The 13,916-nt window shown below is 70.2% G+C and carries 14 protein-coding genes and 1 pseudogene; 6 read left to right on the top strand and 9 right to left on the bottom strand.

Going from position 1 to position 13,916, the window contains the following annotated elements; translation table 11 throughout:
* Positions 1 to 776: 776 nt before the first annotated feature.
* Positions 777 to 986 (bottom strand): annotated as a pseudogene (locus AWQ71_RS44815) (UDP-glucose 6-dehydrogenase); the annotation flags it as partial.
* The gene (locus tag AWQ71_RS38700; protein ID WP_369407242.1) at positions 923 to 2,041 is read right to left on the bottom strand and encodes a UDP-glucose dehydrogenase family protein; all 1,119 of its coding nucleotides are present in this window, start codon (positions 2,039 to 2,041) and stop codon (positions 923 to 925) included. The gene AWQ71_RS38700 and the pseudogene AWQ71_RS44815, both read right to left, overlap by 64 nt.
* An 83-nt stretch (positions 2,042 to 2,124) precedes the next feature.
* Between AWQ71_RS38700 and AWQ71_RS38695 the strand changes: the two genes are divergently transcribed.
* Positions 2,125 to 3,435, top strand: coding sequence for a UDP-glucose dehydrogenase family protein (locus tag AWQ71_RS38695; protein WP_067143983.1), 1,311 nt, complete (start codon positions 2,125 to 2,127; stop codon positions 3,433 to 3,435).
* 8 nt (positions 3,436 to 3,443) lie between these two features.
* Here AWQ71_RS38695 and AWQ71_RS38690 read toward each other — a convergent pair whose 3' ends face one another.
* The gene (locus AWQ71_RS38690) at positions 3,444 to 4,268 is read right to left on the bottom strand and encodes a class I SAM-dependent methyltransferase (protein WP_169806731.1); all 825 of its coding nucleotides are present in this window, start codon (positions 4,266 to 4,268) and stop codon (positions 3,444 to 3,446) included.
* Positions 4,269 to 4,519: 251 nt separating this feature from the next.
* Between AWQ71_RS38690 and AWQ71_RS38685 the strand changes: the two genes are divergently transcribed.
* Positions 4,520 to 5,875 (top strand): NsdA family TPR-like regulatory protein, encoded by a 1,356-nt coding sequence (locus AWQ71_RS38685; RefSeq protein WP_067143980.1) that lies wholly within the window; start codon positions 4,520 to 4,522, stop codon positions 5,873 to 5,875.
* 110 nt (positions 5,876 to 5,985) lie between these two features.
* Here the strand turns inward: AWQ71_RS38685 and AWQ71_RS38680 are convergent, their stop codons facing one another.
* Both AWQ71_RS38680 and AWQ71_RS38675 read right to left on the bottom strand, forming a co-directional pair.
* Positions 5,986 to 6,525, bottom strand: a complete 540-nt coding sequence (locus AWQ71_RS38680; protein ID WP_245658957.1) for a maleylpyruvate isomerase N-terminal domain-containing protein — start codon at positions 6,523 to 6,525, stop codon at positions 5,986 to 5,988.
* A 22-nt stretch (positions 6,526 to 6,547) separates the two neighbouring features.
* A complete protein-coding gene (locus tag AWQ71_RS38675) occupies positions 6,548 to 9,058 on the bottom strand; it encodes a tetratricopeptide repeat protein (RefSeq protein WP_157570850.1) in 2,511 nt (836 codons plus the stop codon).
* A 345-nt stretch (positions 9,059 to 9,403) separates the two neighbouring features.
* Here AWQ71_RS38675 and AWQ71_RS42405 point away from each other — a divergent pair, with 345 nt between their 5' ends.
* Positions 9,404 to 9,571 (top strand): hypothetical protein, encoded by a 168-nt coding sequence (locus tag AWQ71_RS42405; protein WP_157570849.1) that lies wholly within the window; start codon positions 9,404 to 9,406, stop codon positions 9,569 to 9,571.
* A gap of 71 nt (positions 9,572 to 9,642) precedes the next feature.
* Here the strand turns inward: AWQ71_RS42405 and AWQ71_RS38670 are convergent, their stop codons facing one another.
* Together AWQ71_RS38670 and AWQ71_RS41130 are read right to left on the bottom strand one after the other, a co-directional pair.
* Entirely contained in the window at positions 9,643 to 9,879 is a 237-nt protein-coding gene (locus AWQ71_RS38670) for a hypothetical protein (RefSeq protein ID WP_157570848.1), read from the bottom strand.
* A gap of 378 nt (positions 9,880 to 10,257) precedes the next feature.
* Positions 10,258 to 10,782, bottom strand: coding sequence for a tyrosine-type recombinase/integrase (locus AWQ71_RS41130; protein ID WP_245658959.1), 525 nt, complete (start codon positions 10,780 to 10,782; stop codon positions 10,258 to 10,260).
* Between AWQ71_RS41130 and AWQ71_RS44195 the strand changes: the two genes are divergently transcribed.
* Positions 10,666 to 10,977: a hypothetical protein gene (locus AWQ71_RS44195; RefSeq protein ID WP_067143972.1), complete on the top strand. Its 312-nt coding sequence runs from the start codon at positions 10,666 to 10,668 to the stop codon at positions 10,975 to 10,977. The two genes, AWQ71_RS41130 and AWQ71_RS44195, sit on opposite strands and share 117 nt — an antisense overlap.
* A gap of 65 nt (positions 10,978 to 11,042) precedes the next feature.
* Here the strand turns inward: AWQ71_RS44195 and AWQ71_RS42400 are convergent, their stop codons facing one another.
* Positions 11,043 to 11,960: a recombinase family protein gene (locus AWQ71_RS42400; RefSeq protein ID WP_157570847.1), complete on the bottom strand. Its 918-nt coding sequence runs from the start codon at positions 11,958 to 11,960 to the stop codon at positions 11,043 to 11,045.
* Between the two features lie 240 nt (positions 11,961 to 12,200).
* Here AWQ71_RS42400 and AWQ71_RS38650 point away from each other — a divergent pair, with 240 nt between their 5' ends.
* Positions 12,201 to 12,449, top strand: coding sequence for a hypothetical protein (locus tag AWQ71_RS38650; RefSeq protein ID WP_067143970.1), 249 nt, complete (start codon positions 12,201 to 12,203; stop codon positions 12,447 to 12,449).
* Positions 12,450 to 12,697: 248 nt separating this feature from the next.
* Positions 12,698 to 12,859: an NUDIX hydrolase gene (locus tag AWQ71_RS42395; protein WP_157570846.1), complete on the top strand. Its 162-nt coding sequence runs from the start codon at positions 12,698 to 12,700 to the stop codon at positions 12,857 to 12,859.
* Between the two features lie 131 nt (positions 12,860 to 12,990).
* Here AWQ71_RS42395 and AWQ71_RS38645 read toward each other — a convergent pair whose 3' ends face one another.
* Positions 12,991 to 13,881, bottom strand: a complete 891-nt coding sequence (locus AWQ71_RS38645) for a LysR family transcriptional regulator (protein WP_067143968.1) — start codon at positions 13,879 to 13,881, stop codon at positions 12,991 to 12,993.
* Positions 13,882 to 13,916 lie beyond the last annotated feature (35 nt).

The raw sequence follows: 13,916 nt of genomic DNA, 5'->3' as shown, positions 1-13,916 counted from the left end.
TGCAGGGGTCGGGGTCGTGGAGCCATGCCGGACCGGGCGGAAGGCCCCGAGATGTGGGCGGCTTGCGGCGACTGTGCTCGGTCGGGCGCGGCCGCGGGGTGTGTGCCTCCCGGTGAGGGGCGGACTCTAGCGTCGTCCGTCTCGTCTGTGGCTCGGCCAGTATTACGGGCTTGGCGAGCGGGCGGGCCGCTGGCGGCTCGGCTGCCCGGGGTTTCGGCTTGGGGGTCCTCGCCGGCGACGGAGCGACGGCGGCAGGGGAGTGCTTGGCGGTCGGCGGCAGGATGCGGGGTCGGGCCTCGGCAAGTCTGGGGGCGGGGCTGGCTGCGGCCGCGCCCTGGTGCGCGGGCGGCGCAGGGCGGGCGTTGGCGAGGCCGATGCCCGCGGTCGTGCAGGCGAGGAAGCCGAGGACGAGTGCGGGTTTGGTCAGTCGGTCGCGCACCTCGTGCGGCAGGCGCCAGCGGGCGGCGGTGATGGGTGGGCGTGGGGTGCTGGCGATGCGCGCGAACTCGTCGGTGGCCACCTCGTCAACGGGCTGGTTCGGGCCGAGGGGCGGGGCGAGGTTGTGCGGCCCGGGCTGGCCAGCGGCTCCACCGTAGGGATGGCGGCCGCGTGGGCTCGTCGGGTGCTCACCGTACTGCTGCATCTCGCCCTCCCACCGTGCTCGCTTGCCCCTACTGTGGCCGAGGATGCCCGCCGCTGTGGCGTCTGAAAGGTACGGCTTGCTGAGCTGTTATCGGCAGGGAGGCCAAATCTGGGCGAATCGGGGCAGCCCTCGATCAGCCTCGGTCGAGCGCCAGGTAATGCCAGCCAGCGCGGAGCCAGCGCATGGCGTTGAGCGCGGCAGATCCGTCGATCACGATGCGAACGGCCGCGATCCTGGCGAGTTTGTCGGGCTCGGCGTGGGTGAACTCCGGCCATGGAGTCAGGTGCAGCAGGACGTCCGAACCGTCGACCGCTCCGGCCGCGTCGTCGGCGTAGTCGAGCTCAGGATGCGCTGCGCGGGCCGGTCCGGTCGCCGCCGGGTCGTAGGCGACGACGTGTCCCCCTCCTGTTGAACGGCGAGGGCGACCGCGAGAGCTGGGGAGTCTCGCAGGTCATCAACTCCGGGCTTGAACGCCAGCCCCCAGACGCCGACGCGCTTGCCGGACAGGTCGCCGCCGCACGTCTTGCGCGCCAGGTCGACCGCGCGCCGCTGGCGTCGGCGGTTGACCTCGTCGACTTGTGCGAGTAGCCGCATGTCCTCGAGGACGCCGGCGTCCTCGGCCTGGGCAATGATGCTGCGCAGGTCTTTGGGGAGGCAGGACCCGCCCCATCCGATTCCGGCTTGGAGGAAGTCCCGGCCGATCCGCGGATCGAGGGCCAGGGCGCGCGACAGTTCCGTCACGTCGCCGCCGCCAGCCTCGCACAGCGCGGCGAGCGCATTGACGAAAGAGATCTTCGTGGCGAGGGAGGCGTTCGCGGCGGTCTTGCACATCTCCGCCGTGGCCAGGTCCGTGACGAACATGGGGGTGCCTGCCTCTATCTGGGCCGCCCACGCCTCGCGCAGGATGGCCTCGGCGTGCTCGCCTCCGGGCGCAAGCCCGACGACGATTCGGGAAGGCCGAGCAACGTCCTGGAGCGATGTTCCCTCGCGAAGGAAGTCGGGCGAACAGGCGACCGTCACGCGGACGTGGCTGGGGGCTGCCGAGCGGGCGATGTCGGCCATCTTCTGTGTCGTGCCGACCGGGACGGAGGACTTCACCACGAGCAGCGCGTCACGCCGTAGGCGCAGCGCCAGCTCGTGAACGGCGGTCTCCAGGTCGCTCAGGTTGGCGGCCAGGCCGTCGTTCCGCTGTGGCGTGCCAACGCAGAGCACGTGCAGGTCGGCGTGCGCGGCGGCGTCGTCGTATGAGCCGGTGAATCGGGGGGTGCCCGCCTTGCCGTGGTTGGCGATAGCCTCGGCCAAGCCTGGCTCGGCGAACGGGGAGCGCCCCTCGGTCAGGGTGCGCACTACGGCGGGGACGACGTCCAGGCCGAGGACGTCGTTGCCGGCAATTGCCATGCCGGCGGCGTAGGGGATGCCGAGACGGCCGCAGCCGATGACGGTGAGCTTCACTGTGCCTCCAAAGGAAGGACGCTCAGAGCATGCGGATGACGATGATCGGGTGTGGCCACCTGGGCGCCACCCATGCGGCGTCGATGGCGGAGATCGGCCACGACGTGGTGGGGGTCGATGTCGACCCGGAGAAGATCGCCGTATTGGCGGAGGGTCGGGCGTGGTTTCATGAGCCCGAGCTGGACGAGATGCTCTCGCGGCACGTGGCCAGTGGACGCCTGCGGTTCACGACGGACTTCGCCGAAGCGGGAGCGTTCGGCGACATGCATTTCCTCGGCGTGGCCACGCCGGGGACTGAGAGAGGGGACTATGACCTGTCTCAGATCTACGCGGCCGTCTCCGCGTTGGCCCCGCACCTGCACCAGCCGTGTGTGATTGTCGGCAAGAGCACGGTGTCGGTGGGCACCACTGCGGCGGTGGCGGAACTGGTTCGCGAGCTGGCCCCGGCCGGGGACGCGGTGGAGGTCGCCTGGAATCCCGAGTTCCTTCGGGAGGGGCACGCCGTACAGGACACGCTCCGCCCGGACCGCATCGTCATCGGGGTCACCTCGGCGGAGGCCGAGCGGCTGATCCGGGAGGCGTACAAGCCGATCACCGATGCGGGTGTCCCCCTGGTCGTTACGGACCCGGCGACGTGCGAACTCGTCAAGGGCGCGGCGAACGCCTTCCTCGCAATGAAGATCTCGTTCATCAACACGATGGCGGACATGTGCGAGATCGCTGGCGGCGACGTGGCCCTGTTGGCCGACGCGATCGGGTCGGACCCGCGGATCGGTCGGGCCTTCCTGGACGCCGGACTCGGGTACGGCGGCGGCTGCCTGCCCAAGGACGGCCGCGCGTTCGCCGCCCGTGCCCGTGATCTGGGCGTGGACGAAGCGGTAGACCTGCTGGCCGTCGTCGACCGGGTGAACGCCGGACGTCGTGACCGCGTGGTGAGCATGACGACGAAGGCATGCGGCGGCGACCTGTCGGGCAAGCGCATCGGCGTCTGGGGTGCGGCCTTCAAGGTCGGCACCGACGACATCCGCGACTCGCCGGCCCTGGACGTGGCGATTCGCCTGCACGCGCAGGGCTCGCTTGTCACCGTTCACGATCCGATGGCGGTCGAGACCGCCCGGGCGGCTCACCCCGAACTCGGCTACGCCGTCGATCCTCTGGACGCGGCCGAGGCCGCTGACGTGCTGCTGGTCATGACTGCCTGGCCGGAGTTCCGGGCGCTTCACCCGCAGAGGGTCGGTGAAGTGGTGGCCCGGCCAGTGGTGATCGACGCCCGTAACGCGCTGCATGGCGGTTGGTGGACCGAATCCGGGTGGACGGTCCACCGGCTCGGCCGGGGGTAGCCAGCTCGTCATGGGCGCTGGCCGACGATCACGGCGGCCTGCACGGTCGCCGTGAACCGGCCGGACGGCTCCAGCACGGTCAACGCCTTGCGCAACGCCTGCTCGTAGGCGTCGCGCTGCTCTCCCAGCACGGCCGGAGAAGAAAACGCGTAGGTGGCCTGCATGCCGATCACCTCATCCAGGGTGAGGGCGAGAGGCTGATCGACTCGCAGGACCCGCACGCGCGCGAACGGGGAGCGGCGGAGCACCGTCTCGTGGTCCTCGGTCAGGTAGTGGAAGGGCACGCCCACACCGGCCGCCCGGTGCTCCCCCAGAAAGCGGTCACGGAGCCGGTCAAGGATCGGCTCCCACCATGCTTTCGGGGTGCCGATGACATGGCTGACCACCAGGGCGACGAACCCGCCCGGCAGGATGATCGTGTCCAGGTCGTTGAGCGTCTGCTCGCGGTCCATGTAGTGGAAGGCGTCGGCGATGACGGCGCCTCGGACGGCGGGCAGCCCGGCCACGTCGGCGGAGTCACCGAGCGTCCATTCGACGTCATCGATGCCGCGCTCGGTGGCCAGGCGGCGGCCCGCGTCGAGCATCTCCTCGCTGGGGTCGATGGCCAGGACGGGGAGCGCGCGCTCGGCCAGGCGCAGGGCGATGACGCCCGGGCCGCAGCCCAGGTCCAGGATGGGGGCGTTGGTGTAGTGGGCGCCGGGGCGGGCCAAGTCGGTGACGTACTCGATCAGCGCCGTGGGGTGTTCGGGCCGGTATCGGACGTAGGCGTCGGCGGTAGACGCGAAGATCGCGCCGGGATCGGGGTAGCGCACGCTGGCGGGTGACGGGGGCAAAGCGACCTCCGGATCTTCAAGGCGAACGGGGCGTCCGCGCTGGTCGTGGTCTTGGGGAGGGAACCGGCCCGCCACGGGGGCAGCGGGCCGGCTCTCACCAAGGACAGCTCAGGCACCTCGCCCGGTGAAGATCAAAGGCGTTGCTTTGGGTTGTCTCATGGTTGCCTTGCGTTGCCTTCTGGCAGGCTGATCTATCAGGGGGCCCCAGAGAAAAGGACACTGGAAGACACGCTCTTGGCGGAGGAGTAGTCATGGACGCCCTCGTTGTGGACCGCCATCCGCTCGCCACGGTGCTCGCGCGGAACCACTGGACCGCCACAGGCTTCCTCCGGCGGGTCGCTGAGCGTCATCGTCCGCTGGGGTACGGCTCGATGGCCACGCGGAAGGAGAAGGTGTCGCGCTGGACGGCGCACGCGATGGTGCCCGAGATGAGTGCGCAGCTCGCGATAGCGGACCTGTTGGGCATCGATCCCGAGGAGATTTACCACCGGGGCTGGCCCCATTGGCTCCTTCTCACCTTTCGTGACGATTGCACGATTTTGGAATCTCCGTGGACTCCAGCGGGTACGGTCAGTGCGCTGGAGGACGTGGGAGGGCCAGTGGATCGACGCGGGTTCCTGATCACCGCCTCTGGCACCCTCGCCGCTGCCCTGTCCCAGTGGGCCGCAGCGCCACAGGCAACGACCGCTCCTGGGACCGGGCGGCACGTCGGCGAACATGTCGCGGACCTTTTTGATGTGCGTCTGGATGCACTCCGGCACCTTGACGATCAGGTCGGCTCGGGTCAGGCATATGATGCCGCGACCGCTGAGCTTCGCCTGATCACTCGCATCCTGAAGGAAGCTTCATACAGCGAGGCCACGGGCCGCCGGTTGTATGCGTCGGCGGCGGAAGCGTCCCGGCTGGCCGGATGGTGCGCCTACGACGCCGGCCACACTGCCGCCGCTGAGCGGCACTTCGTCGCAGCGCTTCGTGCATCAGGGAGCGCGGGTGACGAGACCACCGGCGCGAGCACGCTCGCTTTCTGGGCCAACCTGCGTTACGCCAACGGAGACCCTCGGGGGGCTCTCGATCTCATCGACGGCGGCCTACGGGCCTCACCGAAGGTCAGATCATGGCGGGTCGTGGCCATGCTTCACGCCCGGCGGGCTCGGGCCTATTCCACGGCGGGAGAGGCCACCGCCTCCTTCCGGGCCGTCGACGATGCTTTCACTGCCTACGAGCGGGCCGTACCGGCCGCAGAGGACTCACCGGCGATGTACTGGCTGACGGCGGGAGAGCTGCATCAGGTCGCAGCCAGCAGCGCCCTTGCCCTCGGAGAGCCGCGCCGCGCTCTGGATCACTTTGACGCGGCGCTCGCCCATGAGGACCCGTACGACAGCGAGAAGGAAGCACGCGGCACGGCGATCTATCTCGCGCGCCGGGCAAGTGCTCATCTCGCACTCGCCGACGTGGATGCCGCGCTGGAGGTCGCCTATCAGGTTGTCGACCACATGGGGGGCGTGACCTCCGCCCGGGGTACCAGCACGCTCGCGGACCTCCGCGCCGAACTCGACGCACACCGTCAGATCTCCGCCGTACGGGACTTCCTGGAGCTGACGATCTAGCTCAAAAGATGGGAACGCATATTTGATTTACTCTTGCGATCATCACTTGGGAGAGTGCGCCTTCCGCGAGTGATCGGGGCCGACCTGCACATAACAGCGGTCGCGAGCCACTACAGGCTCGAAGACGGTCTACGGCATCGGCTTCGGGCTCCCTGTCTTGGTCTGCTCGGTGTCCGCTTCGGCCGATTGGGCGACGGCGTGTGAGACGGGCTGGGGATGGGACCAGTCGGCCACTCGGGTGAAGTCGACCCGGGGGAGTGGGGGTTGGTGGCCTCGAAGAACCCGGCGATCTGCCCGCCGATGAGGTCGAGTGTGTCGGTGAGCGCGGCCGGGCTCACCCGGGCGAAGGCGTCCACCCATTCCTGGTTGATGCGGTGGATGAACGCTTCCAGCGTCTCGCCCGGTGCGAATGCGGGGCCTTCCCGGTGGCCGTCGCGGTCGCGGGCAAGGCGCCCGTAGAAGTCGCCCAGGACGTGGGCGGCGAGATCACGCACGGTCCAACCCGGCACCGCTTCCCTGCCCCAATCGGCGGGCACCAGGCCGCGCAACGTGGCCATCAGCGCGGCGTGTTCGGGAGTGAACAGAGAACGGGCGTCGATCGGGGGACCGAGCCAGGTGTGGCTCGGTACGTCGTTGAACTGGGAGTTCATGACACCCGCCCGGGAGCGCCGGTCAGCCGTCCGCCGACCGCCCGAACCGGCGCAACCGCTCCGCCTCCTCCACCCGGCCCTGCCTCTCCAGCAGTCGGGTCAGCAGCCCGGCGACGTCCTCGTCACCGGCGTCGAGGTGGGTGTGCAGGACCTCGACGGCCTCCTCCACCCGGCCCTGCCTCTCCAGCAGTTCGGCCAGCAGCCCGGCGGCGTCCTCGCCATCGAGGTGGGTGCGCAAGACCTCGACGGCCTCCTCCACCCGGCCCTGCCTCTCCAGCAGCCCGGCCAACCTCCAGGCCAGCCACCCGTCGGCATCGTCGCCACCGGCGTCGAGGTGGGTGCGCAGGACCTCGACGGCCTCCTCCACCCGGCCCTGCCTCTCCAGCAGTTCGGCCAGCCGCCCGGACAGCCGCCAGGCGACGTCCTCGCCCCTGGCATCGATGCGGGTGCGCAGGACCTCGACGGCCTCCTCCACCCGGCCCTGCCTCTCCAGCAGTTCGGCCAGCCGCCCGGACAGCCGCCAGGCGTCATCCTCGTCACCGGCGTCGATGCGGGTGCGCAGGACCTCGACGGCCTCCTCCACCCGGCCCTGCCTCTCCAGCAGCCCGGCCAGCTGCCCGGACAGCCGCCAGGCGGAGCCCTCGTCACCGGCGTCGATGCGGGCGCGCAAGACCTCGACGGCCTCCTCCACCCGGCCCTGCCTCCCCAGCAGTTCGACCAGCCGCCAGGCGTCATCCTCGTCACCGGCGTCGATGCGGATGCGCAGGACCTCGACGGCCTCCTCCACCCGGCCCTGCCTCTCCAGCAGCCCGGCCAACCTCCAGGCCAGCCACCCGTCGGCATCGTCGCCCTCGGCGTCGATGTGGGTGCGCAGGACCTCGATGGCTTCCTCTGCCCGGCCCTGCCTCTCCAGCAGTTCGGCCAGCTGCCCGGACAGCCGCCAGGCGACGTCCTCGCCCCTGGCATCGATGTGGGCGCGCAGGACCTCGACGGCCTCCTCCACCCGGCCCTGCCTCCCCAGCAGCCCGGCCAACCTCCAGGCCAGCCACCCGTCGGCATCGTCGCCCTCGGCGTCGATGTGGGCGCGCAGGACCTCGACGGCCTCCTCCACCCGGCCCTGCTCTTCCAGCAGCTCGGCCAGCAGCCCGGCGGCGTCCTCGCCCCCGGCGTCGATGGCGTGCCGGTAGAGAGGTTCAGCGTAGCGATACAGCAGCCGATCCCGCGCAGCTCGGCCGACACGGGTCTGGTCGCCAGGGTCGGTGAGGTTGTCGCACAGGGCCTGCCAGGTTGTGGCGGTCACCTTGAGGTTGCGGCGCTGCTGTCCGGCGTGTTGTTGCAGGTAGTCGGCGACCAGGTAGCCGGCCAGGCGGCCCATGGTGCCCGGGGCGGCGATAGGGGCCAGGGCGGCGGCCGCGCCGTTGAGCTTCTTGGTGGCATAGGCCAGCGCGGTCTCGAACCAGTTGCCCGACGCGTCCGCGCGCTGGCGGGCATCGCAGTAGCCGGGCGCGGCATCCCGCAGCAGATCAGCAGTGAGCGGGGATTCCACACCGAGGCGGGTGGCGTCGATCGCCGCATTCAGCACCGCTGCGGCGTACGGGTCGGCGCCGCGCCACCGGTCGACCAATTGCGGGGCGGCAGCGATCACCTGGGTCAGCCCGTAGTCGGCCGATTCCAGCGCCAGCGCGATCCGCCGATCTCCGGCCTGCGCAACGGTCTGGGCGCGTTCCCGCTCAGCAGGGCTGAAGGAGGAGCCGAGCCGTATGACGTCGGCCAGGTCCAGCAACTCCCGCTCCACCGCATACGGATCACTTTCCCCAGTCTCCCTGGGGAGGGCGACGTAAGCGTCGTGCCGCTTGGGCCAGATCGTGGCAATCAGGATGCAGCCGGAGTTCAGCAGAGTGCGGACGGTGGCGGCGGCCAGCCCGGCCGGGCCACCCAGGTAGCGCTGCAGCTCATCCAGCCACACCACCAGCCGGGCCGGCGCCACCGCAGCCGCCTGGCGGACCTGCTCCGCCTCGCCCGGGTGCAGCAGCCACCACTGCGGCACCAGCTGACGGATCGCCTCGTACGCGCACCGAGTCTTACCTACCGAGGAGCCACCGACCAGCACCACCAGCCCGCCCCGCTCGGCAGCTCGGCCGACCAGCGCGCGCACCCCGCTCGGATCGGAGTCGGTGTCCCGCGGCACGTAGATGGGCAGGTCGCCGATGGCGCCGGGTGCGTCGATCGGCGCGTGCACCCCGAGCCGGCGCGGATCAGCCGCCGCGACCCGCACCAACCCGGACAGCCCCGGCGGCACATCGGTGAGCGCGCGTTCCCGCGCCGCCCGCCACGCGGACCACTCCTCGCGCCGCACTCCACAGGCGCGCAGGAACAGCTCCAGCGTCTCCACCGTGCACCGGCTGGTCTTGAGCAGATCGCTGACCGTGCTGGACGGCAACCGGTCCGGCCGCACCGCCTTGCCCAAGTCGGCGTATGACCGGCCGGCGCGCAGCGCATCCAACGCCGCGGCAAGCTCCGGCAGGGTGTGCACGCTGGCCGGGTCCACGCCCCTGGGCGCAGGCTCTCCCGCAGACGGCTGCGGCCGCGGGGATTGCGATGAGGGAGGCGGGGGGTGCGCGGGCATGACAGTCCATTTCCATTCGGGTTCAGGCCGTAGCGAAGGGTCCGGCCGGGGCGGCGGACAACACCGAACACCCCTACGCCCGCCACCGGCCGAACCGCCGGCCGCTGCTGATCAGACTGCCTCACCTGCGCCCACCGATGTAGGGATTCGTCCGGGCTGGTCCGCATCCGCTGCCGGACCCCGCATGCCCGGGCTGCCATGGGACTCCCCAACCGGGGCGATCTCGCCCCCTCCAGCGACAGGAGTCCGAACATGCAGCCGTCCGAGTTGATCCCCCTGATCGTCAGCGCACTGAACCTGGCCACCGCCCTGGTCGGCTGGGCCGCCAGCCGACAGCGTCGCCGCCCCCAGAGCCTCACGGACTCCGACCTCCGGCCTCGCACCCCCACCGAGGCCGAGGACCCGCCCACCGGCAGCTGACGTCCTTACCCAGCGAGAGAGCCCGTGAACACGCCGCCGAGCAGGACACCACCTCGACGCCCTGATCAGGCTTACAGCCCAGTAGGCGGAAGGTTGGACCGCTTGAACTGCTGCACGTTGATCACGCGCCACACTCCGACCCACTGCTCTAGGTCGGCCACGCAGGCCGTCACGATCGTGCGGACGACGCGCAGCGCTGGCATGCGGGACAGCTTGGGGTTGAGCGCGTCGTGCAAGGTCGTGTATGGAATCCCATAGTTCTTCGACTGATTCAGCGCATCCAACTGGCTGATTTCTTGAAGGCTCACGCCGGCCCACGCCTGTAGGAGGCACAGCTGGTAGCGGTACTGCTGCGGGTTGGTGGCCAGCCGGGTTCGGGGGAGCAGGGCCTTTCGGAGACTTCGGCTCAAGGACAGCGGCTTGGCGGGCTTCGGTCCGGCTCTTGCTCGATGCCGGGCTCTCCGCGCGCTGGCGTCTTGAGGCGTCGCGAGTCTGGCTTGCGGCGGCATCGGCCAGCTTCCACAGCGTGGGCCAGGGCTCCTGCTCCGGCACCCCGCCGCAGGCGGTGATGAAGTCGCTCGTCACCTCCCATGTTGGCCTGTCGTTAACGAAGCTGCCAGGAAGTACATCGGATGGTCGTTAGCCCTGGTCAGCGGCAACCCGTCGCGGGTAGATGCCGGAGATCGCTAGCGGGTGCGCCGACGGGCGGCCGGATCGTGCTCGGCGGTGATGCGGGCGGAGGTCTCCTCGCCCAGGCGCACATACCGTCCGAGGCTGGACAGGTGCTGGTGGCGGGACTTGGCCTGGAGTTCGGGCGCGGTCCGCCCGGCCTGGGCCAGATGCTGCAGGGCGCTGTGGCGCAGCTGGTGCAGGGTCCATCCGTCGCCGTGCGGGTCGAGCTCGGCGGAGGCGGTCTTGAACAGGTACTCGGCGCGCGGGTAGGACAGGCGGCCTCGTCCGGTGACGGGGCAGATGTCGGCGGCCGCGGGCGCACGCCGTCCGGAGGCGGGAGCGCGCCGGTCGGCCAGGAAGACCGGCCCGGCCTGGCGTCCCTTCAGCAGACGGGGTAGCAGGCGGGCGGTGGCGGTGGCCCAGTGCACGTATTCGAGGGCGCCGCCTTTGGAAGTGACGCGGGCGCGCCGGAACTCAGGGTCGAGGTCTTCGACGTCGAGGGAGAGGATTTCCTCGGCCCGGGCCGCAGTTTCATACAGCAGCCGCCAGAGGACTCGTTCCCGGAGCGGGTGGCGGTCGTCGGTGAACAGCTTCTCCAGGCGGGCCTGCGGGATGGCGCGGTCGCCGCGGCGGGCGGGGGTGCGGCGCTCCAGCCGGCGGGCGGGGTTGGTCGCCAGCAGGTCCTGGCGCTGGGCCCAGGTGGTGAAGGAGACCAGCGCGGACAGCGGGGTTGAGGAACTTGCGGACAGCCGTTGGCGCCGAGAATGATCTTGGTGGGGTCTGGCGTGGTGCGTGCTGGTCAGTTGCCGGGTGGCTGCTCGGCGGTTTTGATGCGGGTGGCGTAAACCCGGTGGGCCTTGCGCTCGGCTGGTGCGGCGGTGTCGGCGGCCAGGGCGGTGCTCTGCTGGAGTGCGGCGCGGTGCAGGGTGAGCGGGGCGGTGAGGCGGATGGTGTGGCCTTGGCCGCGGCGGATGGTTCGTCCGGTGGCCAGGGCCTGGCGGACGGTGTCGTCGCCGGCGGCAGCGAGGTGGTCGGCGAGCAGGCCGGGGAGGTCGAGCGTCACCGGTGTCTGCGCCTGGGGGTCGGGCTGCTCGACGGGTACGGGGAGGGCGCCCGGCTGTTCGGGGAGCTCGCGGGCGCCAGCGGCGTCGAGGATACGGCGGATGGTCTTGGCGGCGACCTGGTGCTGGCGGGCGAGGGCCTTGATGGCGGCGCCTTCCCGGTAGGCGGTGACGACGTCAGCGGCCTTGCCCGGGGCGAGGGCGGCGGGGCGGCCGAGAGTCTTGCCGGAGGCTTCGGCGGCGGCGACGCCCTGGCGGGTGTTCTCGCTGATCATGTCACGTTGGAATTCGAGTACGGCGGCCAGGACGGAGACCATCATCTTGGTGCCGGGGTCGTCGGCGGCCAGGTCGATCCCCGACAGCAGCCCGGACTCGACCCGCAGGTGCAGGCCGCGGCGGATGAGGACGGGCCGCAGGGCGAGGATGTCGGCGACGGAGCGGAAGAGGCGGGCGGCGTCGGCGATGCGGATGGTGTCGCCGACGGCGGCCTCGTGCAGCAGCTTGGTGAACCCGGCGCGGTCAAGGGGGAGCTGGCGGCTGGAGGTTGCGGGGTCGTCGTAGACGGGTGCGCCGGAGGCGAGCAGGGCGGACAGTGCGTGCCGCTGGCGGGCGTCGGTCTGTTTGTCGGTGGAGTGCCGCAGGTAGAGGCGGTCCATCGTGTCCCCACTGTCCGGTCGGCTGGACTGCCTCTGACGGGCGCCCGCAGCGATTTTAGGGGGCGAAAAGGAGGGGCGGAAGTATGGATCGGATCCGATTGGATCGGTGGGCCGTCGCCGCAGGTCGGGGGCGGGTCTTGATTGGATCCGGCTGTGGGGGCGGAGTCGAACGATTATGCCCCCTCGGCAAGAACTATCCTGGGTACTTTCTGGGCATGGGACTGGGCTTTTTCTGGCGCGGTGTGGGAGGCAGGGGACACGACCCCTTCCGAGATCTCCCTCCGTGATCAGGAGGAGAGCCCGCTGCTGGAGCTCGCCGAGGAGATGCGGGCGATCGTGCGGTACGGGCTGCCGGTCCGTGCCGACCGGGCGGGACCGCACCTGCTGGCGCTGCCAGCCGTCCGTACGAGAGCCCTGGACCCCGGTGATCGCGGGAGTCTGGCCCGCGCGCTGGAGGCGGCGCTGCGCGAGGAACTGGGGTGTCGGTAACGAAGCTGTCATGAAGTACATGCTTTGACGATCACCCAGGTCGGCGGGGGAGTAAGTCGGTCCGTTCGGCGCCGTAGTAGTCCCAGCTGAGGCGAGTTTTCATCGGGTCGGTGCCAGTCGCTCGGATGTGTGCGGTCAGCATCGTCTTCAGCGTTTCGGGGAGCTGTTTTCCGTGCTCAGTGGTCCATTCGAGGCTGCCGAACAGCTGGGCTGCGCCGTCAAGGTGAGCCGGGCTTGGAGGCTGGCCGGTGAGCGCGGCGAAGGTCGCGTCGGAGGGCTCCGATCACATCGACCTCTCCGCCCAGCAAGACCACGAAGGCAAAGATCTCCTCGACCTGCGCTGGTGGACGATCCCCGCCCTGCGCACGACCCACGACCTCATCCTCCCCCAGGCCTGGCAGACCTGCTGAGCCGACTTCTGGCCGGAGACCACCCGCAGAACCCCATCCGCACGCGGTGGTCGTGACGTGACCGTCCGTCAAACGCGGGCGCGATCCACGGGTCACGTGCTGTGACCGCGAGCGGGGTCGCCTGGTGTCGGTCAGCCGTTGGTGGGGCCGAGGTCGTGGATCGTCTGGGCGAGGGCTCGGATCAGGTCGGTTTCGGCCTCGGTGTGCCAGACCAGGGCGTAGGTCAGGTGTGGCATGTCCGGCATGGGGAGCCACCGCAGGTGCGGCATTGCCCAGTATCGGGTGACGTGGGCGGGGAAGTTGTGGGCGATCTCGCCGGTGCTGACCAGGTGGATCAGCTCGTCGGCGTTGGCGATGGGTTCGATCCGTTCGATTGTCTGACCGCACGGGGTGTGGAAGGGCAGGTAGCTGTCCTCCCAGTAGTCCGGCATGTGGGGGGCGGTGGCGTGCGGGAGGTCGCCGAGCGCTTCCAAGGGTACTGAGGGCCGGTCGGCCAGTTCGTGCTCGGCGGAGACGGCGAGTACCCGTGGGTCGGTGAACAGGACCGGGCCCACGGTCAGATCGGGTTCTTCCACGGGGAGCCAGGCGATCAGTACGTCCAGGTCGCCGGAGCGGAGCCTGGCGAACGGGTCGATGAAGGGAGCGCGGCGCAGCTGCAGTTCCCAGTGCGGGTGCCGGTCGCGGAAGGCCCGCCAGTAGGGATGCAGGTCGTGGGTGTTGAAGGGCAGCATGCCCACCCGTAGCCGCGCGTTGATGCCGCGGGATGCCATCCGGGCACGTTCGAGGCTTTCGCGCAGGCCCGCGTAGACCGGGAGCAGGTCGTCACGCAACTGCTGTCCGACCGGGGTCAGGCGGACCTGGCGGCGGTTGGAGCGGTCGAACAACGGGGTTCCGATACGGCGTTCCTGCTGGCTGATCGCCTGGCTGACCCGCGCCTGGGACACGTAGAGCCGGGCGGCCGTCCGGCCGAAGTGCAGCTCCTCGGCCAGGGTCAGAAAGATCTCGATGTCCCTAAGTTCCACTTTGTTCCTATCTGAGCTATAAGCCCCAAGTTATC

The organism is Microtetraspora malaysiensis (genome assembly GCF_001528665.1).
Taxonomy (GTDB): domain Bacteria; phylum Actinomycetota; class Actinomycetes; order Streptosporangiales; family Streptosporangiaceae; genus Microtetraspora_A; species Microtetraspora_A malaysiensis.
The sequence above is the reverse complement of the archived record's forward strand: the minus strand, read 5'-3'. Positions and strand labels throughout refer to the sequence as shown.